The following is a 25,958-nucleotide window of genomic DNA, read 5'->3' on the forward strand; positions in this document are numbered from 1 at the left end:
CCGCGGCGAGATGCGCAGGCTGGCAATCTCGTCGGGGTGGGGATAATCGGACGCCATGCTGAATACGATCCGCCACGGCACGTCGACCGACCGCACCCCGCTGTTGATCGCGCACGGCCTGTTCGGTTCGGCACGCAACTGGGGCGTGGTGGCCAAGCGCCTGTCGGCGGACCGCGAGGTCGTCGCCGTCGACATGCGCAACCATGCCGGCAGCGCGTGGCGGGACAGTCACGGCTACGACGACCTCGCCGCCGACCTGGCGAATGTGATCGGCGAGCGGCCGCATGACGTGCTGGGCCATTCGATGGGCGGCAAGGCGGCGATGGTGCTGGCCCTGACCGACCCCGCGCGCCTGCGTCGCCTGGTCGTCGCCGATATCGCGCCGGTTGAATATGGTCATAGCCAGGTCCACCTGATCGACGCGATGCGTGCCGTCGACCTCTCCCATGTGACCCGCCGGTCTGAGGCAGCGGAACAACTGGCCCAGGTCCCCGACGACGGCACGCGCAGTTTTCTTCTGCAATCGCTCGACGTGGCCGCGAAACGCTGGACCCTGAACCTCGACGTGCTGGAGGCGGAGATGCCGAAGATCATGGGTTTCCCCGGTCTCGATACGCGTTTCGACGGCCCGGCTTTCTTCCTGTCGGGTGGCGAGAGCGACTATGTTCGCCCCGAACACCGGGACACGATCAAGGCGCTGTTCCCGAAGGCGCGCTTCGCCAAGATCCCCGGTGCACATCACTGGCTGCATGCCGAGGAGCCCCGCGCGTTCGAAGCATCGGTCCGCGCCTTCCTCGACGCGGACTAGGCCGTCAGGCCCTCCGGCTCGGCCAACCCATGCGCACGGCAGCACGCCGTCAGCGTGTTGGCCAGAAGGCAGGCGATCGTCATCGGCCCCACGCCCCCCGGCACCGGCGTGATCGCGCCCGCCGTCTCCCGGGCCTCGGCAAACGCCACGTCCCCGATCAGCCGTGTCTTGCCCGGCTTGTCGGGATGCGGCACGCGGGTGATGCCCACGTCGATCACCGTCGCGCCGGGCTTGACCCAGTCGCCCTTGACCATCTCGGCGCGCCCGACCGCCGCCACCAGGATGTCCGCCCGTCGACAGACCTCTGGCAGGTTCTTGGTGCGGGAATGGGCGACCGTCACCGTGCAGCTTTCCCGCAGCAGAAGTTGCGCCATCGGCTTGCCGAACAGGTTCGACCGGCCGATCACCACCGCCTCGCGTCCGGTCAGGTCGCCCAGCCGGTCACGCAGCAGCATCAGGCAGCCCAGCGGCGTGCAACTCACCAGCGCATCCCCTCCGGTCGCCAGCAATCCGGCATTGGTCACGCTCAGACCATCCACATCCTTGGACGGGTCGATCCGGGCGACCGTCCGGCGTTCGTCCAGATGGGCGGGCACCGGAAACTGGCACAGGATGCCGTGCACCTCCGGATCCGCGTTGAGCCGGTCGATCAGCGTAAATAGGTCGGCTTCCGACGTCTCCGCCGGCAACCGATGCTCGAAGGAGTTCATGCCCGCCTCGACCGTCGCCTTGTGCTTGTGGCTGACATAGACCTCGCTTGCCGGATCCGCGCCCACCAGCACCACGGCCAGGCCCGGCGTCACGCCCTCCGCCGTCAGGCGTGACACTTCGTGCGCCACCTGTTCCCGGATCCGGGCGGCGAAGGCCTTGCCGTCGATGATCGTGGCGCTCATGTCGTTCCCCCCGGATGGTCCGCCCGCCGCAGGGCGGGTGCATGGTTCATGTGCTACTTCCTTCGCACGCCGCGAATACAGCGGTTTCGTGGACTGCCGGGTCAATGGCCGCGGCTGAAAATGTCCGACGGGAATGCGGCGTCGACGACGATCGATGCCGCGCTGTGCTCCCGCGACCTAGAACAATCCCTCGACCTCGCCCGCCTCGTTCAGTCGGATGTTCTCGGCGGACGGGACGCGTGGCAGGCCCGGCATCGTCATGATCTCACCGCAGATGACGACGATGAAACCGGCCCCGGCTGACAGCCGAACCTCGCGCACCGGCACCGAATGGCCGGTGGGCGCGCCGCGGAGGCTGGGATCCGTGCTGAACGAATATTGCGTCTTGGCCATGCAGACCGGCAAATTGCCGTAGCCCTGATCCTCCCAGGTACGAAGCTGGTCGCGGATCTTCTGGTCGGCCAGCACCTCGTCGGCGTGGTAGATGCGCTTTGCGATGGTCTCGATCTTCTGGAACAGCGGCATCTCGTCGGGATAGATCGGCGCGAAATTGGCCGACCCGCCCTCGGCGATTTCGGCCACGCGCCGTGCCAGCGCCTCCGATCCCTTGGATCCGTCGGCCCAGTGCTTCGACACGATCGCCTCCGACCCCTGGCTGGTCACGTAATCCTGCACCGCCTGCACCTCGGCCTCGGTATCGCCGGTGAAGTGGTTGACGGCGACCACCACCGGCACGCCGAAGCTCTTGACGTTGCCGATGTGCCGGCCGAGGTTCGCGCAGCCGGCCTTCACGGCGTCCACGTTCTCGGCGCCCAGGTCCGCCTTGGCCACGCCGCCGTTCATCTTCATCGCCCGCACCGTCGCCACCAGCACCACGCAGTCGGGCGCGATCCCGGCCTTGCGGCACTTGATGTTCATGAATTTCTCGGCGCCCAGATCGGCGCCGAACCCGGCCTCCGTCACGACGAAATCGGCCAGCTTCAGCGCGGTCGTGGTTGCGATAACCGAGTTGCAGCCATGCGCGATGTTGGCGAAGGGGCCGCCATGCACGAAGGCCGGGTTGTTTTCCAGCGTCTGCACCAGGTTCGGCTGCATCGCGTCCTTCAGAAGCACCGTCATCGCCCCGTCGGCCTTGATGTCCCGGCAATGGACCGGCGTGCGGTCGCGGCGATAGGCCACGATCATGTCGCCCAGACGCCGCTCCAGATCGGTCAGGTCGCGCGCGAGGCAGAGGCAGGCCATGACTTCCGATGCCACGGTGATGTCGAACCCGGCCTCGCGCGGGAAGCCGTTGCTGACACCGCCCAGGCTGGCCGTGATCTGGCGCAGGGCCCGGTCGTTCATGTCGACGACCCGGCGCCAAACGACCCGGCGCACGTCGATCTCCAGCTCGTTGCCCCAGTAGATGTGGTTGTCGATCATCGCCGACAGCAGGCTGTGCGCGCTGGTGATGGCGTGGAAGTCGCCGGTGAAATGGAGGTTCATTTCCTCCATCGGGACGACCTGGGCATATCCCCCGCCGGCCGCGCCGCCCTTCATCCCGAAATTGGGCCCGAGTGACGCCTCGCGGATGCAGATCATCGCCTTCTTGCCGATGGCGTTCAGCCCGTCGCCCAGACCCACGGTCGTGGTCGTCTTGCCTTCGCCCGCCGGGGTGGGGTTGATGGCCGTCACGAGGATCAGCTTGCCGTTCGGACGGTCGCGCAGCCCGTCGATGAAGGATTGCGACACCTTGGCCTTGTCGTGGCCGTAGGGCAGCAGGTCGTCGGACCCGATCCCGATGCCCGCGCCGATCTCCTGAATGGGCCGCTTGCTGGCCGCCCGCGCGATCTCGATATCGGTCTTGTGGGTCATCGCGGGTCTCCTCGGGTCGCGGGGCTTACCGTGCTACTGCTATCGGCCCGACGGGCGCGGCATCCGCGAAAACCGACATTCCGGGTTCGCTGCGCGGCAGGAGGGCGGTTGGTCGGACGGCTTGCGCCGCGACGTCATTCCGAATCGGGGAACCGTAACCGCAGATTAATCGTTGGGGTGGCAAGAGCGTCCTACACCCTCGGCAAATTGATGCCGATCCAACTATCGGAGATCCGCATGACCACTTCCAGCCTCCTGATTCACGCCGGTTTCGTGTCCGGCCTCGCCCTCGCCCTCCTGACCGGGCTGGCCCTGGCCTGACACCTCGCGATCGCCGAACGGGTCGACGCTCCACGGGCGTTGATCCGGGACGTGCAGGGTCATCCACATCCCCAGTTTCAAACGGCCCGGCCGTTCCACCCAGGCCGTGACGCCGCGACGGCCCTTGGCGGCCGGTTTGAACCGGCGGGCTGCCTGAGGCGAGGCCTCGGCGATCACGGCGGCCGGCAGGTTGCAAGGGCGGTTCGCCATGTCCACGACGATGGTTGCGCCATCCTCGGCCTGAAGCCGGGACGAAGGGGGCAAATGGCTCAGATCTGGGATTCCCGACAGAACCAGCGTCGCACCGAGCCAGGACGGATCCAGGGTACTCAGGCGCATACTTGCGGCGATCAGTGCCAGTTCCTCGGCGGAGACGACGGATAGCTGGCGCGTGTTTCGGATCTCAGTGCCGCGTCTGTGCTGGGACAGGACGCGGCTGCAAGATGGCCGCGTCAAACCGCCATGCGTTTCGCCCTCCGGGCCCGCGAAGCCCAGAGCCAGTTCGGTCAGGGGCTGGGACGCCAATGCACTCTCCCGATCCCTGACCGTTCCCAGCCATTCGATGCGGCCCCGGATCGAAGTCGGTCTCAGGGCCGGCATGGCGTTCTTTCCCGGCAATGAAATAGGATCATCGCGATGGCGAGCGCCGAGGCGAAACCGAGTTCCATACCCTCCTCCAACTGCCCCAGACCATCGTTGACTGCCGCCGGCAGGTCGATGCCCAATGGCTCCAGCTTGCGTCCGGCGCCGTCGATCGTCTTTGCCAGCACGACGGCCATACCGCCACCCAGCACCCACCAGGCCCAACCGGCACGGGCGCGGATCGCCGTCAGCCAGACCGGGCCGTCGCGCCGCAGCAGCCGCCAACCGCACCAGAGGATCAGAACGACCACAAGGCCGCCCAAAACCTTGTGCGAGGGGGGGGCGTCACCGCTATAGAGCCGCAGTTGAAGCATGCCTTCCGCGAGGAACCGTTTGTCGAAATCAAGCTCCCGCGCGCACATCAGAAGCAGGATCATCGGCAGGTGCCACTGCGCGCCGAACGTGGCGCGGGGCCAACGCAACGCAAAAGCGATCGCAAGGCCGAACAGAAGGATAGCGGTCGCGCTTTCGACCGGGCCGCCTTCTTTCAGGAGCGTCACCGGAAGCAGGGCACCGATGGTGGCCCCGACAAGCGCGGGGGCGAAAAGCAGGGTCGCCAGGACATAGGGGGATTTCGCCATCGAACGCCGATGCATACCGCCGCCAACGGGTCCGCCCGCGAAGGACGGACCCCGCGGGATCAGGACGTGGGTTCGGGCGCGGGCCCGACATCGGGCGCTTTGGGTTTGCGCGGCTTGGTCTTCGGCACGGCCGTCAGGCTGCTGCCGCCGGTATCGGGATAGTTGTCGTCGTCATCGCGGCCCAAAGGCTCGCCGTTGATGACCTTCATGATTTCCGGCCCGGTCAGCGTCTCGTATTCCAGAAGGCCCTGCGCCAGACGTTCCAGGTCGTCACGCTTCTCCGTCAGGATGCGCTTGGCGGTGTCGTAGCCCTCGTCGACCAAGGCCTTGACCTTGTCGTCGATGGTCTTCTGCGTGATGCCCGAATGGGTCGTGCCGCCACCGTAGGCGCCCAGATGGGACTGCTGTTCGTTGGCATAGTCGATATAGCCTAGATCCTTGTCGTACCCGAACTGCGTGACCATCGCGCGGGCGATGCGCGTGACCTGCTGGATGTCCGACGCGGCGCCGCTGGTCACGTTCTCTTCTCCGAAGATCAGTTCCTCGGCCACGCGCCCGCCCATCGCCATGGCGATCTTGGACGTGTATTTCTGATAGCTGACAGACAGTTGATCGCGCTCCGGCAGGGACAGGACCAGCCCCAGGGCGCGCCCACGCGGAATGATCGTCGCCTTGTGGATCGGGTCGTGCTGCGGGACGTTCAGCCCGACGATCGCATGCCCGGCCTCGTGATAGGCGGTCAGCTTCTTCTCATCCTCGGTCATGACCATGGACCGACGCTCGGCACCCATCATGACCTTGTCCTTGGCGCTTTCGAAATCGTCCATTGTGACCACGCGGCGCCCGATCCGCGCGGCCATCAGTGCGGCCTCGTTGACCAGGTTGGCGAGGTCCGCGCCCGAGAAGCCTGGCGTGCCGCGCGCGATGATGCGCAGGTCGACATCGGCGCCCAGCGGCACCTTGCGGGCATGGACGCCCAGGATCTTTTCGCGGCCCTTGATGTCGGGATTGGGCACCTGGACCTGCCGATCGAAGCGGCCCGGGCGCAGCAGCGCGGGGTCGAGTACGTCGGGGCGGTTCGTCGCCGCGACGATGATGATGCCTTCGTTCGCCTCGAAGCCGTCCATCTCGACCAGGAGCTGGTTCAGCGTCTGCTCGCGCTCGTCGTTGCCGCCGCCATAGCCCACGCCGCGCGACCGGCCCACGGCGTCGATCTCGTCGATGAATACGATGCAGGGCGCGTTCTTCTTTGCCTGCTCGAACATGTCGCGCACGCGCGACGCGCCGACGCCCACGAACATCTCCACGAAGTCGGAGCCGGAAATCGTGAAGAACGGCACGCCCGCCTCGCCGGCCACGGCCCGCGCCAGCAGCGTCTTGCCGGTGCCCGGAGGACCGACCAGCAGCGCGCCCTTGGGGATCTTGCCGCCGAGGCGCGAGAACTTCTGCGGGTTGCGCAGGAACTCCACGATCTCCTCGAGGTCTTCCTTGGCTTCGTCGATGCCCGCAACATCGTCGAAGGTCACGCGACCGTGCTTTTCGGTCAGCATCTTGGCCTTGGACTTGCCGAAGCCCATGGCACCGCCCTTACCGCCGCCCTGCATCCGGTTCATGAAGAAGATCCAGATGCCGATCAGCACCAGGAACGGCAGCCAGAGCGTCAGTGCGCTGAAGAACCCGGATTGTTCCTGGCTCTCGGCGGCAATGGTCACGTCATTGTTGAGAAGCGTCTCGGTCACATCGACATCGGACGGCTTGATCGTCACCTGTTCGGCGCCGCCGCTGCCCTGGAAGATGATGCGCTCGCCGTCGAGCGTCACGTTCGAGACGGCGCCGTTCTCGACCTGGTCGATGAACTCGGAATAGGGAACCTCACGCGCGGCCATCGTCGAACTGCCGTTCGAAAACAGCTGGAACAGGGCCATCACCAGGACGAAGAGAACCACCCAGAAGGCGATGTTGCGCGCGTTTCCCAAGAAAGTTCCTCCGAATGGCGCGATCAGCCGCCGCGCATGGCATTGACCGGGAAGATAGTCATCCCGGCAGGGGGTTCAACGGTCGATCAGAACCTGCGTGAACGGGACGCAGGGTTCTGCGGACCATCCGGCGGGCATTCCGGCCAGGGGCGCGGCGATCAGTTCCCCCTCCTTACCGCGAATTGACGGAGATGCCATGACGGATGCGCGCGGCAGCCCGGAATTCCGCCAGGGTGTGTGCCGGATGTCGTGACCCAGCGCCCCGACGGAAAGGCCGGGCCCGCCTGGGCCGGCGACGCGCCAGCGACCGTCCCAGAGCGCGTCCGTGGCACAGGGCGGGCCGGCTGCGGCGAGTTCGCGGGCGATCCGCAACCGGTCGCCTTCGTGGCGGAACAGGCAACCGGCCAAGGTGCCGTCCCGCCCCTGTCGAACGGATTGGAGCAGCGTCATCAGTTCCGACCCCCTTGGCGGATAGGCATCGCCGCCGACCCAGCGGAGTGCGCCCAGCAAAATCCGCCGCGCCTGCTCCCGCTCCCGGTCGATCAGATCGGAAAGGGCGCGCCAGTCCAGCAGCAGGTCCCCCCGATCCTCCCGAGCGATCGCGGCCGCGATGTCGCAGGCGCGCCGCTCCAGGCTCTGCCGCGCTTCGCGGAGGCGTTCGGCGGATTTGGTCAGGTTTCCGATGTCCAGGCTCAGTTCCGCGATTGCCTGACGGACGGCCACGCGGTCGAAGCGTCGGTCGTCGTTCGATGGATCCTGCAACGGAGTGACACCCCGGGCGGACAGCATCTCGTGCAACATCGCGCGCGGCACGTCCAGGAAGGGGCGGGCGAAGGCCGGCCGGTCGCCGAACCACTCCGACATGCGCGCCAGCCCGTCGATCCCGGCGCCGCGTCTCAGGCGCAGGATCAGCGTCTCGGCCGCGTCATCGGCCGTGTGGCCCAGAAGGACCACGTCGCAGCGAACCCGGATGGCCCAATCCGAGAGCGCGTCGTAGCGCGCCGCGCGGGCGCGGGCCTGGAGGTTCGGGCCGTCATGCAGGCCGTTCAGGCGCAGTGTCTCGTGCGGGATGCCGCGCGACCGGCACATACGCGCGACGTGATCCGCTTCGTCGACCGAAGCGGGCCGCAGCCCGTGATCGACCGTCGCGGCCAGGATCGCACGCCCATGCCGCTTGCTCCAATCCTGTGCCGCGAGCAGCAGCGCGGTCGAGTCGCCCCCACCCGAGATCGCGATGGCGACGGGGCCGTCACCCCGCGGGTCATGCAGATCGAAGAGCGTGTCGAGGGCCGCCCCGAGCCGGCCCTCGACCCCATCCTTCACTGGCAGTTCAGGCCGGCCCGCGCCGAGTTCGCCTGCGCCACGGTCGGCGAGTCGGGGAAACGTATCACCACCTCGGCAAGGGTCAGGCAGGCTTCGTCGGTCTGGTCCAGGGCAGCGAGCGCCTGGCCGAGCCCGACCAGCGCCTCGGGCGCGCGGGGTCCCTCGGGGGTGCCCGAAAACGTCTCCAGATAGGCCCGGGCGGCGTCCGCGTTCTTGCCGGCGCGGGCCAGGGCCTGGGCGCGGTGGAACTGTGCATCCGTCGAGAGCGGACCTGTTGGATAGGTTGAGAGGAATTTGCCGAAAGCCTCGGCCGCCGCGGCGTTGTCACCCGCGTCGAGAAGTGTCTTCGCGCGGTCGAAATCCGCCTGTTCGCCCACGGCCAGTTCCGCGCCGTCACCCTCGGGCGCGGGCGCGGCCGGTGTGATCGCGCCCGAGGCCGCCGTGTCGGTGTCGGCGCCCTCGGTGGTCTCGCCCCCCTCCGTGGCCGTCTCGGCGCCCAGCGGGCCGGGGTTGGGCAGCTCGGCCAGATCGCAATCTTCGGTCAGCTCGCAAAGCTGGAAGCGCAGATCCTCGATCCGTGCGGACCCGTCGCGCGAGACGCTCTCGATCCGGAACTCCATGCGCTCGGCGGCTTGTGTCAGACGCTGCAACTCGGACTCGATCGCGTTGACGCGGTCCAGCACGGTCGAGCCGCCGACGCTCACCGAGGGCCCGCCGGTCGTGTTCAACTCGCCGCGCAACTTCTGCATCTCGACCTGAAGGACCGAGAGCTGTTGCCGGATGTCGGCCAGCGTTTCGTCCTGCTGCGCGGCCGCGGGCCAAGCCAGGGCAAGGGTCAGTGCCAGCGCCAGCCGCATCACACACCCGCCCCCGCCGCAAGCACCGTCACAGCGCGGCGGTTCTGGCTATAGCACGCCTCGGTCGAGCAGACCTGCAGCGGACGCTCCTTGCCATAGCTGATGGTGCGCAGACGGCTGGCGGCGACCCCCTGGCTGATCAGGTAGTCGCGCGCGGCGTTGGCCCGGCGGCCGCCCAGCGCGAGGTTGTATTCGCGCGTTCCCTGTTCGTCGGCGTGGCCCTCGACGAGCGCGGTGTATTCGGGGTTGCTGTTCAGCCATTGCGCCTGGCCCGTCAGCACCGCCTGCGCATCGGAGGACAGGGTCGACTGGTCGACCGCGAAGAGGACGCGGTCACCGACATTCTGCTGGAAATAGGCGATGGAGGTGGGGTCGTTCGCGCTGCCCGGAACGATGCCGCCCGCGCCCGCCGCCCCCGCGTTCAGGTCGACCGCTCCGCCATCGGCCCCGCCGAGGCGATTTCCGCAGCCGGTCAACGCCAGGGCCGTCATCAGGATGATCGCTGTCGTTTTCATGTCATTGCCTCTAGTTCAGAAGGGGACCCCAGGAAGGGTCCGAAGCCGCCGCAGGGGTCGCGGCGCGTTGAAGATTTCGTCCCGTGATATCCACGGTATAGAGCGCCGGTGCCCCCTGCGCCCCGGCCGTCTCGCGGGTGAACATGACGACCCGGCCATTGGGGGCCCAGGTCGGACCCTCGTCCAGGAACGCGCCGGTCAGCAGGCGCTCCTCGCTGCCGTCGGTGCGCATGACGCCGATGTGAAAACGCCCCGCATTCTGCTTTGTGAACGCGATATAGTCGCCCTTGGGGCTCCAGACCGGGGTGCCGTAGCGCCCCTCGCCGAAGCTGACGCGGCTGCCCTCGCCGCCGGCGGCCGGCATGATATAGAGTTGCGGCGCGCCGGATCGGTCGCTCTCGAACACGATGCGGTTGCCGTCGGGGCTGAAGCTGGGGGCGGTCTCGATCGACGGCGCCGTGGTCAGGCGCGTGGTCGCCCCCGAGTTCAGGTCGAGGACGTAGAGGTCGGTATTGCCCGCCACTTCGGCCGAATAGACGACGCGGCCGCCGTCGGGACTGAACCTGGGTGCGAAGCTCATGTTCTGGTCGACGCCGCCCACGGTCGTCTTCTGCAGGGTGGCCACGTCGATGACGGTCACCTTGGGAAAGCCGGACTCGTAGCCGGTATAGATGATCCGGCTGCCGTCGGGCGAAAAGCGCGGCGCCAGGACGATCGCGTCCGACGACGTCAGGTAAGACACGTTCGCGCCGTCGTAATCCATCACGGCCAAGCGCTTCTGCCGCGCGTCCTTGGGCCCCTGTTCGGACACGAAGACGACCCGGCTGTCGAAATAGGGGTCCTCGCCGGTGATGCGGCTATAGGCGGCGTCGGCGACCTTGTGGGCCATCCGGCGCCAGCCTTCGGCCGTGCCGACGAATTGCAGGCCCTCGCCCAACTGCGCCTCCGAGAAGACGTCGTAGAGACGGAACTGCACCACGATCCGCCCGTCCGGCTCGGCCAGGACGGAGCCGGTGATGAGCGCCTGCGCGTTGATCGCCTTCCAGTCCGAAAACTGGATCGGCGCGTCGAAGCTGCCGACGCGGGCGATATGCGCATCCTTCGGGATCTCGCGGAACAGGCCGGTATTGGTCAGGTCGGCCGAGATCACGCGGGTGAGGTCCTCGGCCAGTTCGGTCGCCGCATCGTTGCGCGCGACGAAGGTCGGCACCGCGAAGGGCAGCGGCTCGATCACGCCGTCGGTGATCTCGATCCGAAGCGGGCCGGGCGCGTCCTGCGCCATCGCGGGCGTCGCGAGCAGAAGGGCGGCGCAAAGCGCCTTGAGCAGTCGTGTCACCCGAAACCTCGTCGTTTCCATCCGTGGGTCAGTCCGGGTATCGCCAAAGCGCCGGATTTTCTCAATGCCTCTCCGAAGGTTCCTTGCTGCGGGGCGAAGGTTCGCGATCACGTTTTGCATCAGCGCTGTCGCATCTGTTCCGGATTGAAGGTCATCTCGATTTCCTTCCACTGTTCGTATTTCTCGGGCGGCAGGTCGAACCCGTCGCGTCCGCATTGCAGGATCGCGCGTCGTCCCGCCTCGTAAGCTTGGCGCGCCGCCGCCTCGGACCCGCCCTCGAACCCGTCGAAACGGATACTGTCGGTCCGCGGGACCCCGTCGCGGCCGACTTCCATGGAGATCGTGACCGTCGTGCGCATCGCCTCGGTCGACAGGCTTCCGAGGTTCCAGCACCGGCTGACCGCGACACGAAGGCCATCGCGCTCGCCCTGGGTCAGGGGCGGGCCGGACGGGGCGGGGGGTGCGCTGCCTTCGCCCTCGTTGGCCTCGGTCAAGGCGGCCATGACGTCGAAGGCGGGCGCCTCCTCGGCCGGCGCATCATCCACGGTTTCGGTCGCGGGCGCGCTTTCAGGCGCGTCCGCTGCCGGTGTCGGGGCGGGGGTTTCGTCGGGCTCCTCGACCGCGGCGACGGCCGGTTGCGGCGGCGTCGGCTTGCGCGATGGCCGGATGGACCGTTCGGGCGCGGCCGACGGGGTGTCGGCCTCGGTCACGATGACGGGGGCGGTTTCCTCGGGCGCGGCGGGCTCGGGCGCCTCCTCCAGCGGCTCGTCGGGTTCGGCGGGCGTGGGCGTGGCCGGGGCTTCGGCCACGGGGGCCGTCTCGGTCAAAGGGGGCGGTGCGGGGGTCGGCGTGGCGGTCACGATGTCGGCCTGCCGCGGCGCGGGGCGATCCGAGACCGGGGCATCCGGCGCCTCGGCCGGCGCGGAGGGGGCATCGGGCACCTCCGGCACGACCTCGGTCTGCGGCGGCGGGGTCAGCTGGCTCGTATCTGGCGTCGGGTCGGGCGTCGTGGGCTCCGGCGTCTCGGGCTGGGGCGCGGGACGCGGCGGCGGCGCCTCTTCTGTGGGCGTGGGCACGTCGACCGGTTCGGAGGGCTGCGGCGCCGCCGGAGCCTCGGGGGCCGGCGCCTCGGGCGTCACCGGCGCGTTCGAGACGAGGGCGTCGAACTCCGCCGACGACACGACCGAGACGGCAGCGACGCTCAGCCGTTCCTCGTCCTCGACCGGGTTGAACAGTCCGCCGATCAGGGCCCAGACCACGACGCCCGCATGGGCCGTGCCCGAGAGCGCGACTGCCGTGCGGCGTTCCATCCTATCGGCCTGCCTCGTCGGCCCCGTCCAGGGTCGGGCCGCCGGCATCGGTCACCAGGCCGATGTTGCGGAAGCCGCCTGCGTTGAGCGCGCCCATGATCACCATGACCTCGGAATAGGGGACCGATCCGTCGGCGCGCAGGAACACCTTGTCGCCCTGTCTTTCGCCGGCGATCGCGCGCAGGCGGGGCAGCAACTCGTCGCGGGGCACCTCGGTCGATCCGATCAGGACGCGTCCGTCTGCGGCGACGGTCAGCGCGAGCGGCTCCTCCTGCTCCTGCGGCAGGGGAGCGGCAGCCGTCTCGGGCAATTCGATCGGCACGCCCGCCGTCAGAAGGGGCGCGGCGACCATGAAGATGATCAGCAGCACCAGCATCACGTCGACGAAGGGCGTCACGTTGATCTCGGACATGGGCGCGCTGCCACGCGCCCCCCGGCGACGGCGCGTGTTCGCGCCCCCACCGGGCTGGATCATGCCCCCGCCCATTCAGGCAGCGTCCAGCTGGCGCGACAGGATGGTCGCGAACTCGTCCGCGAAGGCTTCGTAGTTGCCGGTGATGCGGTCGGCATCGCGGCTCAGCTTGTTGTAGAACACGACCGCCGGGATCGCGGCCAGCAGGCCCAGGCCCGTCGCCAGCAGCGCCTCGGCGATGCCGGGTGCCACGACGGCCAGGTTGGTGTTCTGGCTGATCGCGATCTGCTCGAACGCGTGCTTGATGCCCCAGACCGTTCCGAACAGGCCCACGAACGGGCCGGTCGACCCGACCGTGGCCAGGAAGGTCAGCCCGCTGGTCAGGCGGTCGCGTTCCTTGGCGATGGCCACGTCCATCGTGCGGTCGATGCGCGACTGCGCCCCGGCGATCAGGCCGCCATCGTCGCGATGACTGCGCGACCATTCCTGCATGGCCGACGCGAAGATGCGTTCCGAGGCCGATCGCGGCCGGTCGCCGATCTGGTCGTAGAGTTCGTCCAGCGGCTCGCCCGACCAGAAGGCTCGGTCGAAGGCGGCGGCGTGGCCGCGCGCGCGCCGGAACTGCATCACCTTCTGGATCAGGATCGCCCAGACCCAGATCGAGGCCGCGAACAGCATGATCATCACCACCTTCACGATGAAGGTCGCGCGCAGAAACAGCGCCCAGATCGAAAAGTCGATCTCGCTGGCAGCTGCCAGTACTTCGGTTTCCATGTGGACCGCCCGTCCTTAATTTGGGTCGTTTATCGACCGCTTTGTGCTGCGCGGGATTCTAGCAGAAGGGAATGACCTTGGCGAGATGCTTCGGCCAATGCGCGGATCGTCGCGCGTCTTTTCGCGGCCACGCGATGTCCCGTGCTGCATGCCCGGGCCGCCCGGTGGGCACGCCTAGCGGCCCAGTTCCGCGATGGCCGGGGGCAGTCGGCGGGGGCGCCCCGAAAGATCCATGCAGACGATGGTCACGCGGGCCCGGAACAGGTCGATTCCCCCGCGGGCGACCGTCTGCCGCAGGGTGAACCGCGCGGCCGAGCGTTCCGCCACTTTCGTCTCGATATCCAGAAGGTCGTCGTAGCGCGCCGGACTGAGATAGTCGGCGGACACATGCGACACCGCGAAGACGTGCCCCGCAGCGCGCATCGCGTCCTGGTCGATGCCCGCCGCGCGGACCATTTCCGACCGGGCCCGTTCGATGAATCTGAGGTAGTTCGCGTAGTAGACGATGCCGGCCAGGTCGACATCCTCGTAGTAGACGCGCACCTGCCAGAGATGGCTCACTGGGCCCGCCCCAGCCGCGCGTAGAGTCGCAGCGCGTGGCTCGGGTCCTGCGCCATCGCGGGCAGGACGGGGTCGTAGGCCACGCGCATCACGTCCGCGATCTCGGGCCGCAGGATCGCGCGGCCGTCCGCCAGCGCCAACGGCGAATGGTCGGTGAACGCCGTGTCCGACCACAGCAGGAGCGCCTGAACCATCTGGTTCAGGGCAAGCGTTTCGGCCGGGACGTCGGCCAGTTGATCGTCCATCCGCACGAAGCTGAAGCACGCTTTGATCGCCCCGTCGTCGTCGAACCGGAAAATCCGGTACTGGTTCGCGTCCGCCGCGCGCAGCCGGACGACGAGCGCATCCAGTTCGGGGATTAATCTGTCGAGGTTGGGCGTATCCGTCAGCTCGCCCCAATCGGCGACGAAGAAAACCATCAGGTTCGCGCCCAGTTCGGCGTCGGTCTCGGCCAGCCGGTGGTCGGTCAGCACGCAGAGCGCCTCGATCGCGCCCTTCAGGATCGAAACGGTCGCATCCGTCACGCCGAACACGACCGGCACGATCGGCCTGCCCCAGCGGGCGAAGAGGTATGAGCGGTCGCTGCGGGTGAACAACGCCTCGACGGCTTCGGGGGAGAGGGACGTCATTCCCGTGGGGTGCCATGTCGATGCGCGGTCGTCCAGCCGGTCTGGACCCGGCCGGGCCTTCGGCGTAACCCGGCCCGACCAGAACCGGAGCGTCCGCGAATGTCCGACATAACCCCCGCCAGCTGGACGGCGCTGACGATCTTGACCGACAGGCAGGCCGCCGAAGGATTGGGCCGGGCACTGGAGGAAACGATGGAGCCCGACGGTGTCGGCGTCTTCGAGATGGAGGATGGATCCGGCCTATGGGAGGTCGGCGCCTACTTCGCCGAGGCGCCGGACCAGACCGCGCTTGCCCTGCTGGCGGCGGCCTTCGATGCCAGGCCGTTCGTCGTGTCCGAGGTGCCGCCCACCGATTGGGTCGCCCATGTGCGCCGCGAATTGCAGCCAGTCGAGGCGGGGCGGTTCTTCGTCTACGGCAGCCACGATGCGGACCGCGTTCCCGCCGGTCGGATCGCGCTTCTGATCGAGGCGGCGATGGCGTTCGGCACCGGTCATCACGGCACGACCCAGGGATGTCTTCTCGCCTTCGAGGAGCTGCTCGCGGACGGGCTGGCTCCGGTTTCTGTTGCCGATATCGGTGCGGGCACGGCCGTGCTGGCCATGGCCGCGGCCAAGGTCTGGCGCGACGTGCCCATCATCGCGTCGGATATCGACGAGGTCGCGGTGGACGTGGCGCGCGCCAACGCGGCGGTGAACGATCTGGCGGGTCGGCTGACCTGTATCGAGGCGGCAGGCTTCGCACATCCCGACCTGGCCGCCGACGCGCCGTTCGGCCTGATCTTCGCGAACATCCTCAAGGGCCCGCTGGTGGATCTGGCCCCCGAAATGGCCAACCATTGCGCCGCGGGGGGGTATGCCATCCTGTCGGGCATCCTGAACCCGCAGGCCGATGACGTCGTGGCAGCCTATGACGCCGCGGGGTTCGACCTTTTCCGGCAGCGCAGCCTGGGCGACTGGACAACGCTGACGCTGCGGCGGCGCTGAACGAAAACGGGCCGCTCCGAAGGAGCGACCCGCATCGGGCGTTCAGCCCGACCGAAGCATCGTCTCTATCGACGCGACCAATTCACCAGGTCGGCACGCTCGAGGCCGATGTCGTTGAGTTCGCGCTCGGTCAGGCCGTTCAGCAGCTTGAGCGTCACGCGGCGATCGTTCCAGGCGATGAGCATGCCCAGAACGTTGGAGATGAAACCGAAGGCGGGTGCCGGGCGGGCAGGGCGGAATTGGTCGAAGGTAGCCATGATGTGTTCCTTGGGGGGCGGATGGGCTGCGATGGATGCAGCCGATCGGCTGCTTCGGACATTCGGCAGATAGGACACGTTCGCAGACTGCACAAATATCGAGCAAGCATGCCTGACATGTGATTTCTGCATGGCAGAAATCCGATTGCGCAGCTCCAGAATTGCGTGGGGCGTTGGCGGGTTCCGTTCCGCCTACGTCTGTGCGGCGCTGGCCCAGCGGAAATCCTTGTGCTAGCTAGGATCAAAGCGAGAACATCGGGGCCTTGGCAGGATGCGCATTTTGGGGATCGATCCGGGGCTTCGCGCCTGCGGCTGGGGTGTGGTCGACAGCGACGGGTCCCGGCTGCGCTACGTGGCCAGCGGCACCTGCCGGCCCGCCGGCGCCGACCTTGCCGAACGCCTTCTGTCACTGCACGGCGACCTCGGCGCCGTGGTCGCCGCTTACGGTCCGGACGCGGCCGCGGTCGAACAGACCTTTGTGAACGCGAACGGGCAGGGCACGCTGAAACTGGGTCAGGCGCGCGGGGTGGCGATGCTGGTTCCGGCGCAGGCGGGGTTGGCCGTGGGGGAATATGCGCCCAATGCCGTCAAGAAGTCCGTGGTCGGCGTCGGTCACGCCGACAAGGCGCAGGTGCAGCACATGGTCCGCATGCAACTGCCCGGATGCGTCCCCGACAGCGACGATGCGGCGGATGCGCTTGCCATCGCGCTTTGTCATGCGTTCCATCTGCAATCCTCCGGTCGGCTCGCGGCCGCGATGCGGGCCTGAGGGGCGGACATGATCGGCAGGCTGACCGGACGGCTGGATCACAAGGCATCGGATCACGTACTGCTCGACGTGAACGGCGTCGGCTATCTGGTCTACTGCTCGGATCGCACGATCTCGGCCCTGCCGCCGGTCAAGTCGCCCTGCGCCCTCTGGACGGAACTCCTGGTGCGCGAGGATCTGCTGCAGCTCTTCGGCTTCCTGACCGTCCAGGAACGGGAATGGCATCGGCTGCTGACCGGAGTGCAGGGAATCGGGGCAAAGGGGTCGCTGGCGATACTCGGCACGCTCGGCGTGGATGGCGTGGCGCAGGCGATCGCGCTCGGGGATGCCAATGCGGTCAAGGCGGCGCCGGGGGTCGGGCCGAAGATCGCGCAACGGGTCGTTCTCGAACTGAAGGGCAAGGCGCCCGCGATGATGATGATGGAAGAAGGCGATGCCGGGGGGGGCATCGTTCCTGTCTCCGACGGGGAAGCCCCGCCGCCATCCGCGCGCGGGCCGCAGGCCGGCCGGGCGGAGGCGCTGTCGGCCTTGGCCAATCTCGGCTATTCCCCGGTGGATGCCGCCCGCGCCGTGGCGTCGGTCGCGGGCGATGCCACGGACACGAGCGATCTGATCCGCGCCGCGCTGCGTGAACTGGCCCCGAAGGACTGAACCCGCGATGCGCGATCCCCTGCTCGACCCTGCGACCCCCGAGGATGTGCCGGATGACCGGGCCCTGCGCCCGCAGACCCTGGACGAGTTCATCGGCCAGGCCGAGGCCCGGTCCAACCTGAAGGTCTTCATCGAAAGCGCCCGTCGGCGCGAGGAGGCGATGGACCACGTCTTGTTCCACGGCCCGCCCGGCCTGGGCAAGACGACCCTTGCGCAGATCATGGCGCGCGAACTGGGCGTTGGGTTCCGCATGACCTCCGGCCCGGTGCTGGCGCGGGCGGGGGACCTGGCAGCGATCCTGACGAACCTCGAAGCGCGGGACGTTCTCTTCATCGACGAGATCCACCGTTTGAACCCGGCCGTGGAGGAGGTGCTGTATCCGGCGCTGGAGGATTTCGCCCTCGACCTCGTGATCGGCGAGGGGCCGGCCGCGCGGACCGTGCGGATCGACTTGCAGCCGTTCACGCTCGTCGGTGCCACGACCCGTCTGGGGCTGTTGACGACGCCGCTGCGTGACCGCTTCGGCATCCCGACGCGGCTGGAGTTCTATACCGTGCCGGAGCTGCATCACATCGTGACGCGCGGCGCACGTCTTCTCGGCGCGCCGGCCACGAAGGACGGCGCGCAGGAGATCGCGCGACGCGCAAGGGGCACGCCGCGCATTGCCGGGCGACTGCTGCGCCGGGTGGTCGACTTCGCCGTGGTCGAGGGCGACGGAACGGTGACCCAGGACATCGCGGATTCTGCGCTGACGCGGCTGGGCGTCGATCATCTCGGGCTCGACGCCTCCGACCGGCGCTATCTGCGGTTGATCGCCGAGAACTACGGCGGCGGCCCGGTCGGGATCGAGACGATCGCCGCCGCCCTGTCGGAGAGCCGCGACGCGGTGGAAGAGGTGATCGAGCCCTACCTGCTGCAGCAGGGGTTGATCGCGCGCACGCCCCGGGGCCGGGCCCTCGCCGCCAAGGGATGGGTCCATCTGGGTCTGGACGCCCCCACGCGGAAGGATGATCTGTTCGGCTGATGGCATGACTGGGGGCGGGGTTTCGCCCGACCGCCGGTCATCCTAGGGTCGTCGAAATCCGCAAAGGGGCGCAATCATGGTCAAGCTCGACATCCTGTCCGATCCGATCTGCCCCTGGTGCTACATCGGAAAGACGCATCTTTTCCGGGCCCTGCAAAAACTTCCCGATCACCCGTTCATCCTGGAATGGCATCCGTTTCAGTTGAACCCCGATATGCCTGCGGACGGGATGGACCGCCGCGCCTATCTGGAGGCGAAATTCGGCGGCAAGGATGGGGCGATGCGCGCCTATGCGCCCGTCGTGGAGGCGGTCGAGGCGGCGGGACTGGATGTCGCCCTGGACCGCATTGCGCGCACGCCCAGCACGCTGGACGCCCACCGGCTGATCCACTGGGCGCGCCTTGAGCAGAAGCAGACCCATGCCGTCCAGGCCCTGTTCGAGGCCTATTTCGAAAAGGGACGCGACATCGGCGACATCGCGACCCTGATTGCGATCGGAACGCAGATCGGGATGGACGGCGACATGCTGACCCGCCTGTTCGCCACCGACGCCGATGCCCGGGACATCCGCGCCCGGGACGCCCATGCCCGCGAACGGGGCGTGACCGGCGTGCCGACCTTCATCCTGGCCAACCAGCATGTCCTGCGCGGCGCACAGCCGCCGGAACTGTGGGCGAAGGTGATCGACGACATCCTCGCGCAGATCGCCGCGGACGACGCGTGACCAAGGCCGCCCCCGCGGTTCGTCCCGCGCTTTCGCTGCCGGAATTCGTCGCGCTGATGGCGATGCTGTCCGCGACGATCGCGTTTTCGATCGATGCGATGCTGCCGGCCCTGCCTGAAATCGGGCGGGAACTTTCGCCGGCGGACCCGAATGCCGCGCAACTGGTCATCGTGGCTTTCGTCTTCGGCATGGGGATCGGAACGCTGTTCTCCGGCCCGCTCTCGGACGCGGTGGGGCGCAAGCCGGTGATGATCGGGGGGGCCGTGGTGTATTGCGTGGCCGCGATCCTCTGCACGCTCGCCCCGGATCTGAAGACGATACTGGCGGCGCGCGTCCTGCAGGGTCTGGGGGCCAGCGGCCCGCGCGTGGTGGCCCAGGCGATGATACGGGATCTCTATGCCGGGCGGGGCATGGCGCGCGTGTCCAGCTTCATCATGATGGTCTTCACGCTCGTCCCGGCGATCGCGCCGCTGATGGGCGCATTCATAATCGCGGGCTTCGGATGGCGCGGGGTCTTCTGGGCCTTTGTCCTTTTCTCGACGGTATCGGCCCTCTGGCTTGCCTTGCGCCAGCCCGAGACCCTACGCCCGGAGGCCCGCCGGACGCTCCGGCTGACGCGCTTGATCGCGGCCCTGCGCGAGGTGCTGGGTCATGCGAACGTGCGCCGGGCCATCATCGTGCAGACGCTGACCTTCGGCACGCTCTTCGCCACGATCACCAGCGTCCAGCCGATCTACGACATCGCGTTCGGCATGGGCGAGAGCTTTCCGGTCTGGTTCGGCGTGATCGCCCTGCTTTCGGGGTCGGCCTCGTTCCTGAACGCGCGCCTCGTCGTTCGGGTTGGCATGGTCTGGCTGATCCGGCGGGCGGTTGCCGGCCATATGTGCCTGTCGGTGGTGCTGGCCGCGCTCTGGTTCGCGGACATGGTGCCCATGTCGCTGCGCTTTCCGCTGTTCTTCGTCTGGCAAGTCGGCAGCTTCGCGCTCGCTGGGCTGACCATCGGCAACCTGAACGCCATCGCGATGCAGCCGATGGGCCATCTGGCGGGCATGGCGTCTTCCGTCATCTCGGCCATCAGCACGATCCTCGCGGTCGCCGTCGCCGCCCCGATCGGCCTCGCTTTCGATGGCACGCCGTTCCCGCTCATGGCCGGCGTCGCGTTGAGCCTGCTGGTAGCCCTGGCCATTGCCGCGCGCCTGCAGGAGGAGCCGGTTCAGATCGAGGACCCCTTCGTGGGCCAGAAGGTGCGCTAGCCGTCCTGCGTGTCCTCCTTGTAGGGGTGGGTTTCGACGAGGTCCTCGCCGCCGAGGAAGATGTTGGCGGCATAGCCATGCACCAGGATCGACACGAGGATCACGACCACCGCAATCCGCCAGACCATGTCGATATCGCCGAAATCGGCATGGTTCTGGGCATAGGCGATGTAGAAGACGGAACCCATTCCGCGGATGCCGAAGAACGCCACGCTGTTGCGTTGGAACCGTGGGCAGTCGAACCCGATCAGGGCCAGCAGACCCGCCAGCGGCCGCAGGATGAAGATCAGGAGGAGGGCGAAGGCCACCTCCTGCCAGGTCAGGCCCGACAGGGCGCCCGCCCCGACGAAGGTGCCCAGCCACAGCAGCAGTATGGCCAGCAGGATCGCCTCCAGCTGTTCGGCCCCGTGGTGGGCATATTTCTCGTATCCTTCGTCATCGGTGTTGCGGGTACGGGAACGTCCGCTCCGCGTCGCGCAGAAGACCGCGAGGAAGCCGTAGCCGTCGATCGCCTCCGTCACGCCGTAGCTGATCAGCGTGGCAGACAGGATGACGACGACCGCGTTCCAGGCTCCCTGCGATCCGTCGCCGATGGGGCTGAAGATGATCCGACTGATGAGCCAGCCCACGGCGATGCCGACCACGACCCCCGCGGCCACCCGATAAAGGACGTCGAACCCGATCCACGACCATAGCCATGCCTCGCCGCCGACCATCTGCGACACACCCAGCGTCGCGGCATGGATGGCCAGATAGATGAACGGAAAGGCCAGGCCGTCGTTCAGGCCCGCCTCGGCGGTCAGCGCGACCTCCATCGCGGTTTCCCCCTTGCCCGGCGGAGAGACCTGGACCGACCGGGCCAGCACCGGATCGGTGGGCGCAAGCGCCGCCGCCAGCAGAAGCGCCGCCGGCAGCGACAGGCCAAGCCAGGACGACCCGAGAAACGCGACGGCCCCGATCGTCAGCGGCATCGTCACCACCAGCAGGCGCCAGGTCGGGTTCCATCGCCGCCAGCTTGCCGGCGTGTCGATGGCAAGGCCCGCGCCGGCCAGCGAGATGATGACGATCAGTTCCGCGGCATGTTCGACCACGCCCGACTGCCAGCCGCCGCGCAGGGGGTCGATATGCAGCATCCCCGCCGCGGACAAGGCCGCCCCGATCAGTACGTAGAGCAGCGGCAGGTTGAAGACCTTGTAGCGTTGCAACGCCGGTTGCAGGGTCAGCCCGAACAGGGCCAGCCCCACGATGGTATAGATTACGTCGCGCCCGTCGATCGTTCCCCACATCGGGGGGGACCTAGCCCGTCAGGTCGCGACGTCGCGGGTTTTCGACGACGGGGTCGCCCGTGCCTTGGCCGCGCCGGCATGTACGGCCAAGTCGCGGGCGATGGCGAAGCCGCCCTTGATGCGGTCCGCCTCGGACGCGAAATCGCCCAGGACGACCAGCTTGTCACCCTTGATCTTCGCAGCGCCGTTCTGTGCCTTGATGTAGTCGACCAGCCCCTCGGGCCGGGCGAAGCGGTTGCCGTGGAACTCGACCGTCGCGCCCTTGGCGCCGACATTCAGCTTCTCGATCCCGGCGGCCTTGCACATCGACTTGATCCGCACGATCCGCAGCAGGACGTTCACCTCGCGCGGCAGCGGGCCGAAGCGGTCGATGAGTTCGGCGGCGAAGCCTTCGAGTTCGACCTTGCGGTCCAGCCCCGACAGGCGGCGATAGAGGCCCAGCCGCAGGTCGAGATCGGTCACGTAATCCTCGGGGATGAGGACCGGCACGCCCAGGTTGATCTGAGGCGACCAATCGTCGGAAAGCGCGTCCGGCAGATCGGCGCTGCCGGATTTCAGCTTGTCGATCGTCTCCTGAAGCATGGACTGGTAGAGTTCGAGGCCGACCTCGCGCATCTGGCCCGACTGTTCCTCGCCGATGATGTTGCCGCCGCCGCGCAGGTCGAGATCCTGGCTGGCGATGTTGAACCCTGCCCCGAGCGCGTCGATCGAGCCGAGTGCCTTGAGCCGTCGTTCGGCATTCGGCGTCAGCTTCGCGCGCGGCTTCGTCGTCAGGAAGGCGTAGGCGCGGGTTTTCGAGCGTCCGACACGGCCCCGGATCTGGTAGAGTTGCGATAGGCCGAACATGTCGGCGCGCCAGATGACCATCGTGTTCGCGGTCGGAATGTCGATGCCGGATTCGATGATCGTCGTCGACAGAAGCACGTCGTACTTGCCGTCGTAGAAGGCGTTCATCCGCTCGTCGAGATCGCCCGCGGCAAGCTGCCCGTGCGCGATGACGTAGCTGAGTTCGGGCAGCTGCTCGCGCAGGAACGCCTCCATCTCGCTCAGATCGCTGATACGGGGCACGACGACGAAGGACTGACCGCCGCGGTAATGCTCCCGCAGCAGCGCCTCGCGCACCTGCACGGCGTCGAACTCGCTGACATAGGTGCGGATCGCCAGCCGGTCGACGGGCGGCGTGCCGATGATGCTGAGGTCGCGCACGCCGGTCAGCGACATCTGCAGCGTGCGCGGGATCGGCGTGGCCGAGAGCGTCAGGACATGGACGTCGGACCGTATCTCCTTCAGGCGTTCCTTGTGGGTGACGCCGAAATGTTGCTCCTCGTCGATGACCAGAAGGCCGAGTTCGCGGAACTTGACCTGCTTTGCCAGCAGGGCATGGGTTCCGATGGCGATGTCGACGGTGCCGTCCGCGATGCCCGCGCGCGTCTCCGCCGCCTGCTTGGCCGGGACGAAGCGGGACAGTTGGCGCACGGTGATCGGCAGGCCGCGGAACCGGTCCTGAAACGACTTCGCATGTTGCCGCGCCAGCAGGGTGGTGGGTGCGATGACGGCGACCTGCTTGCCGGAGGTGGCGGCGATGAAGGCGGCGCGCATCGCCACCTCGGTCTTGCCGAAACCGACATCGCCCACGATCAGCCGGTCCATGGGCTGACCGGAGGCGAGGTCGTTCGCCACGTCCTCGATCGCCTGCAACTGGTCGTCCGTCTCCTCGTAGGGGAAGCGGGCGGCGAAGCTTTCCCACATGTCGCGGGGCGGCTCCAGGATGGGGGCGCGGCGCAGGGCACGCTCGGCGGCGATGCGCATCAGGCGTTCGGCGATCTGGCGGATACGCTCCTTCAGGCGGGCTTTGCGGGCCTGCCAAGCGCCACCGCCGAGCTTGTCGAGCAAACCCTCCTCCTGCCCGTAGCGGCTGAGCAGTTCGATGTTCTCGACCGGCAGGAACAGGCGGTCGCCCCCGGCATATTCGAGCGTCAGGCATTCATGCGGCGCGCCGGCGGCCGTCACCGTCTCGAACCCGACGAACCGGCCGACGCCGTGGTCCACATGGACGACGAGGTCCCCGACCGAGAGGGCCTGCGCCTCGGTCAGGAAGTTCTCGGCGCGGCGCTTCTTCTTCTTGCCGCGGATCAGGCGTTCGCCCAGCACATCCTGTTCGGAAATGACGGTCAGGCGGCCCTTGCCCACCGGCCCCTCCCACCCGCGATCAAGCGCCCAGATCGCCAGCCCGACCTCGCCCCTGGCCACCTCCTCCAGCCGCTTCACGGCCTTCAGACCCGCGACGTCCTGATCCTCCAGCAGGCCTTGAAGCCGCTCGCGCGCCCCGCCGGAATAGGAGGCGATGACGACGCCGCCGTCGCCGCGCCTGTCGGCGATGTGGCTGGCCAGAACCTCGAACAGGTTGATGTCTTCGAGCTGACGTTCGGGCGCGAAGCTGCGGCCGATGCGGCCGCCCGCGTCGATTACGCCGGGGCCGGGTGCCGCGGGCAGGGACGACAGGTGCAGGACGCGTCGGCCCTCCAGCGTCGCCTCGAACGCATCGGGCGAAAGGTAGAGCGTGTCGGGACGGGCGGGCTTGTAGACGCTGTCGACGCGGCCCTTGGCCATCATCGCCTCGCGCCGGTTGTCGTACATGTCGGTGATTTGCGTCCAGCGTTCGGCGTGATGCGCGGGGGTCGCGTCATCCATCACGAAGGTCGCGCCCGGCAGATAGTCGGGCAGCGTTTCGAGCGTGTCGTGGAAGAAAGGCAGCCAGTGCTCCATCCCCTGCGCCTTCTTGCCCGCGCTGACCGCTTCGTAGAGCGGATCGTCGGTGCCGGCGGCCCCGAATTCGATGCGGTAGGTCTGCCGAAAGCGAGTGATGGCGGGCCCGTCGAGGATGACCTCGGAGACGGGGGCCAGTTCGATCAGCTTCAACTGCTCGGTCGTGCGCTGCGTGACTGGATCGAACCGACGCAGCCCGTCCAGCGTGTCGCCGAAAAGGTCGAGCCGTACCGGCTGCGGCTGCCCCGGCGGCCAGATGTCGATGATGCCGCCACGGGGGGACCAGTCGCCCGGCTCCATCACCGTGGGGGTCTGGGTGAACCCCATGCGGACTAGGAAGTCGCGCAGGGCGCCCTCGTCGATCCGCTGGTCGATGCGGGCGGCAAAACCCGCGCCCTTCAACGTCGCCCGGGCCGGGATGCGCTGCGTGATCGCCGACAGTGTGGTCAGAAGGATGAACTTGCCGGACAGGCCATGGGCCAACGCCGTCAGCGTCGCCATCCGCGTGGCCGAGACCTCGGCGGCGGGCGAGACGCGGTCATAGGGCAGGCAGTCCCAGGCCGGCAGGCGCAGCACCGTGATCCCGGCCTGATGGACGCGCAGGGCGGCGGCCATCGCCTCGGCCCGCTTGTCGTCGCGCGCGACATGGACGACCGGCTGACCCTTCTCCAACTCGCGCAACAGGACGCGGGCGTCGAACCCTTCGGGCGCGCCGCCGACGCGGATATGGCCCGGGGGCAGCGGGTTGGGGGCGTCAGACATGGATGGTGCAGGTAACGGCGGCGGGGCCGGTGTCAACCGTCGTCAGCCGCCCAGGACGTTCGCGTTCAGGTTCACCCACATGCCCCACATCGAGGTCACGAAGATCGACACGATGCCAATGCCCTGGATCACGCGCCGCGTACGGAACAAAAGGTTGCCCAGCTCCTCGGCGGACGACCCATCGACCCGTCGCGCGGCCCGCAGCGTGACCCAGGCGACCAGTGTCATCGGCAGGAACAGCAGCAGGATCGCCTGCGCGAATTCCACCCCGTAGAGGAAGCCGAGGAGCGAAAGCGCCGTGATCGCGAAGAAGCTGAACGCCGTCGACAGAAGGCCGGTCGCATCGGCGATGAACAGCAATCGGCGGGCCTGGATGCTGGCCAGCACCTGCATGTCCGACATCGACTGTTCGTGCCCCTTGGCGGCGCGGCGGACCATATCGAACGGCACGCCTACGACCCAATGCGCGGCGGTCGACCACATCACGGCAAGGGCGATCCAGAACCACAGGTTCGAGAACGACCGCATGTCGATCGCCTCGAACGCCAGTTGCAGGAAGAAGAAATCCAAGGGTGGCCCGATCCGATTGCACGTCCGCGCCATGTCGCCCGGTGGGTGGGGGGATGGCAAGATGGGGGTGGTTGAACGAAGGCGTGAGGCATGCGACCGGTAGCGAGTGTCGCATAGGTG

Annotated in this window: 25 protein-coding genes; 7 read left to right on the forward strand and 18 right to left on the reverse strand. The window is 67.8% G+C overall.

What is annotated here, in order from left to right; all coding sequences use genetic code 11:
• The first annotated feature begins 55 nt into the window (after positions 1 to 55).
• Positions 56 to 808, forward strand: coding sequence for an alpha/beta fold hydrolase (locus tag MWU52_RS16965; protein ID WP_246954285.1), 753 nt, complete (start codon positions 56 to 58; stop codon positions 806 to 808).
• On the opposite strand, the gene folD is transcribed toward MWU52_RS16965, so the two are convergent.
• The 14 genes from folD to MWU52_RS17035 all read right to left on the reverse strand — a co-directional run bounded on the left by folD (position 805) and on the right by MWU52_RS17035 (position 14,792).
• Positions 805 to 1,701, reverse strand: coding sequence for a bifunctional methylenetetrahydrofolate dehydrogenase/methenyltetrahydrofolate cyclohydrolase FolD (folD, locus tag MWU52_RS16970; RefSeq protein WP_246954286.1), 897 nt, complete (start codon positions 1,699 to 1,701; stop codon positions 805 to 807). The genes MWU52_RS16965 and folD overlap by 4 nt on opposite strands.
• 177 nt (positions 1,702 to 1,878) lie before the next feature.
• Entirely contained in the window at positions 1,879 to 3,555 is a 1,677-nt protein-coding gene (locus tag MWU52_RS16975; RefSeq protein WP_246954287.1) for a formate--tetrahydrofolate ligase, read from the reverse strand.
• A gap of 222 nt (positions 3,556 to 3,777) precedes the next feature.
• Entirely contained in the window at positions 3,778 to 4,401 is a 624-nt protein-coding gene (locus MWU52_RS16980) for an MOSC domain-containing protein (protein WP_348645530.1), read from the reverse strand.
• Positions 4,402 to 4,463: 62 nt separating this feature from the next.
• Positions 4,464 to 5,099, reverse strand: coding sequence for a hypothetical protein (locus MWU52_RS16985; RefSeq protein ID WP_246954288.1), 636 nt, complete (start codon positions 5,097 to 5,099; stop codon positions 4,464 to 4,466).
• A 59-nt stretch (positions 5,100 to 5,158) separates the two neighbouring features.
• Positions 5,159 to 7,075, reverse strand: a complete 1,917-nt coding sequence (ftsH, locus tag MWU52_RS16990; RefSeq protein WP_281494158.1) for an ATP-dependent zinc metalloprotease FtsH — start codon at positions 7,073 to 7,075, stop codon at positions 5,159 to 5,161.
• Between the two features lie 75 nt (positions 7,076 to 7,150).
• Positions 7,151 to 8,398: a tRNA lysidine(34) synthetase TilS gene (gene tilS / locus MWU52_RS16995; protein WP_246954289.1), complete on the reverse strand. Its 1,248-nt coding sequence runs from the start codon at positions 8,396 to 8,398 to the stop codon at positions 7,151 to 7,153.
• On the reverse strand, positions 8,395 to 9,255 hold the full coding sequence (ybgF, locus tag MWU52_RS17000) for a tol-pal system protein YbgF (protein WP_246954290.1): 861 nt from the start codon (positions 9,253 to 9,255) through the stop codon (positions 8,395 to 8,397). The genes tilS and ybgF overlap by 4 nt, the downstream gene beginning before the upstream one ends.
• Positions 9,255 to 9,770: a peptidoglycan-associated lipoprotein Pal gene (gene pal, locus MWU52_RS17005; RefSeq protein WP_246954292.1), complete on the reverse strand. Its 516-nt coding sequence runs from the start codon at positions 9,768 to 9,770 to the stop codon at positions 9,255 to 9,257. The genes ybgF and pal overlap by 1 nt, the downstream gene beginning before the upstream one ends.
• 10 nt (positions 9,771 to 9,780) lie before the next feature.
• The gene (gene tolB / locus MWU52_RS17010) at positions 9,781 to 11,052 is read right to left on the reverse strand and encodes a Tol-Pal system beta propeller repeat protein TolB (protein WP_246954654.1); all 1,272 of its coding nucleotides are present in this window, start codon (positions 11,050 to 11,052) and stop codon (positions 9,781 to 9,783) included.
• 173 nt (positions 11,053 to 11,225) lie between these two features.
• On the reverse strand, positions 11,226 to 12,416 hold the full coding sequence (locus MWU52_RS17015) for a hypothetical protein (RefSeq protein ID WP_246954293.1): 1,191 nt from the start codon (positions 12,414 to 12,416) through the stop codon (positions 11,226 to 11,228).
• Between the two features lies 1 nt (position 12,417).
• Positions 12,418 to 12,903, reverse strand: a complete 486-nt coding sequence (locus MWU52_RS17020; RefSeq protein ID WP_246954294.1) for an ExbD/TolR family protein — start codon at positions 12,901 to 12,903, stop codon at positions 12,418 to 12,420.
• A complete protein-coding gene (tolQ, locus tag MWU52_RS17025; RefSeq protein ID WP_246954295.1) occupies positions 12,904 to 13,602 on the reverse strand; it encodes a protein TolQ in 699 nt (232 codons plus the stop codon).
• A 174-nt stretch (positions 13,603 to 13,776) separates the two neighbouring features.
• Positions 13,777 to 14,163: a tol-pal system-associated acyl-CoA thioesterase gene (gene ybgC / locus MWU52_RS17030; protein ID WP_246954296.1), complete on the reverse strand. Its 387-nt coding sequence runs from the start codon at positions 14,161 to 14,163 to the stop codon at positions 13,777 to 13,779.
• Positions 14,160 to 14,792, reverse strand: a complete 633-nt coding sequence (locus MWU52_RS17035) for a hypothetical protein (protein WP_246954297.1) — start codon at positions 14,790 to 14,792, stop codon at positions 14,160 to 14,162. Before MWU52_RS17035 ends, ybgC begins: the two co-directional genes overlap by 4 nt.
• 99 nt (positions 14,793 to 14,891) lie before the next feature.
• Here MWU52_RS17035 and MWU52_RS17040 point away from each other — a divergent pair, with 99 nt between their 5' ends.
• Positions 14,892 to 15,776, forward strand: coding sequence for a 50S ribosomal protein L11 methyltransferase (locus tag MWU52_RS17040; protein WP_246954299.1), 885 nt, complete (start codon positions 14,892 to 14,894; stop codon positions 15,774 to 15,776).
• A gap of 65 nt (positions 15,777 to 15,841) precedes the next feature.
• On the opposite strand, the gene MWU52_RS17045 is transcribed toward MWU52_RS17040, so the two are convergent.
• Positions 15,842 to 16,033, reverse strand: coding sequence for a DUF1127 domain-containing protein (locus MWU52_RS17045; RefSeq protein ID WP_246954301.1), 192 nt, complete (start codon positions 16,031 to 16,033; stop codon positions 15,842 to 15,844).
• A 271-nt stretch (positions 16,034 to 16,304) separates the two neighbouring features.
• Here MWU52_RS17045 and ruvC point away from each other — a divergent pair, with 271 nt between their 5' ends.
• The 5 genes from ruvC to MWU52_RS17070 all read left to right on the forward strand — a co-directional run bounded on the left by ruvC (position 16,305) and on the right by MWU52_RS17070 (position 20,454).
• Positions 16,305 to 16,802: a crossover junction endodeoxyribonuclease RuvC gene (gene ruvC, locus MWU52_RS17050; protein WP_246954302.1), complete on the forward strand. Its 498-nt coding sequence runs from the start codon at positions 16,305 to 16,307 to the stop codon at positions 16,800 to 16,802.
• A 9-nt stretch (positions 16,803 to 16,811) separates the two neighbouring features.
• Positions 16,812 to 17,453: a Holliday junction branch migration protein RuvA gene (gene ruvA, locus MWU52_RS17055; protein WP_246954303.1), complete on the forward strand. Its 642-nt coding sequence runs from the start codon at positions 16,812 to 16,814 to the stop codon at positions 17,451 to 17,453.
• Between the two features lie 7 nt (positions 17,454 to 17,460).
• Positions 17,461 to 18,477, forward strand: a complete 1,017-nt coding sequence (gene ruvB, locus MWU52_RS17060; RefSeq protein ID WP_246954304.1) for a Holliday junction branch migration DNA helicase RuvB — start codon at positions 17,461 to 17,463, stop codon at positions 18,475 to 18,477.
• 76 nt (positions 18,478 to 18,553) lie between these two features.
• Entirely contained in the window at positions 18,554 to 19,201 is a 648-nt protein-coding gene (locus MWU52_RS17065; RefSeq protein ID WP_246954305.1) for a DsbA family oxidoreductase, read from the forward strand.
• Positions 19,202 to 19,257: 56 nt separating this feature from the next.
• Positions 19,258 to 20,454 (forward strand): multidrug effflux MFS transporter, encoded by a 1,197-nt coding sequence (locus MWU52_RS17070; RefSeq protein ID WP_246954656.1) that lies wholly within the window; start codon positions 19,258 to 19,260, stop codon positions 20,452 to 20,454.
• Here MWU52_RS17070 and MWU52_RS17075 read toward each other — a convergent pair.
• The 3 genes from MWU52_RS17075 to MWU52_RS17085 are packed head-to-tail and all read right to left on the reverse strand — an operon-like array spanning position 20,451 to position 25,838.
• Complete coding sequence (locus MWU52_RS17075) at positions 20,451 to 21,740, reverse strand: cation:proton antiporter (RefSeq protein WP_246954307.1); 1,290 nt, start codon at positions 21,738 to 21,740, stop codon at positions 20,451 to 20,453. The genes MWU52_RS17070 and MWU52_RS17075 overlap by 4 nt on opposite strands.
• 18 nt (positions 21,741 to 21,758) lie before the next feature.
• Positions 21,759 to 25,268 (reverse strand): transcription-repair coupling factor, encoded by a 3,510-nt coding sequence (gene mfd, locus MWU52_RS17080; RefSeq protein WP_246954309.1) that lies wholly within the window; start codon positions 25,266 to 25,268, stop codon positions 21,759 to 21,761.
• A gap of 42 nt (positions 25,269 to 25,310) precedes the next feature.
• Complete coding sequence (locus MWU52_RS17085; protein ID WP_246954311.1) at positions 25,311 to 25,838, reverse strand: component of SufBCD complex; 528 nt, start codon at positions 25,836 to 25,838, stop codon at positions 25,311 to 25,313.
• Positions 25,839 to 25,958 lie beyond the last annotated feature (120 nt).

This window comes from Jannaschia sp. S6380, from assembly GCF_023015695.1.
Taxonomy (GTDB): Bacteria; Pseudomonadota; Alphaproteobacteria; order Rhodobacterales; family Rhodobacteraceae; genus Jannaschia.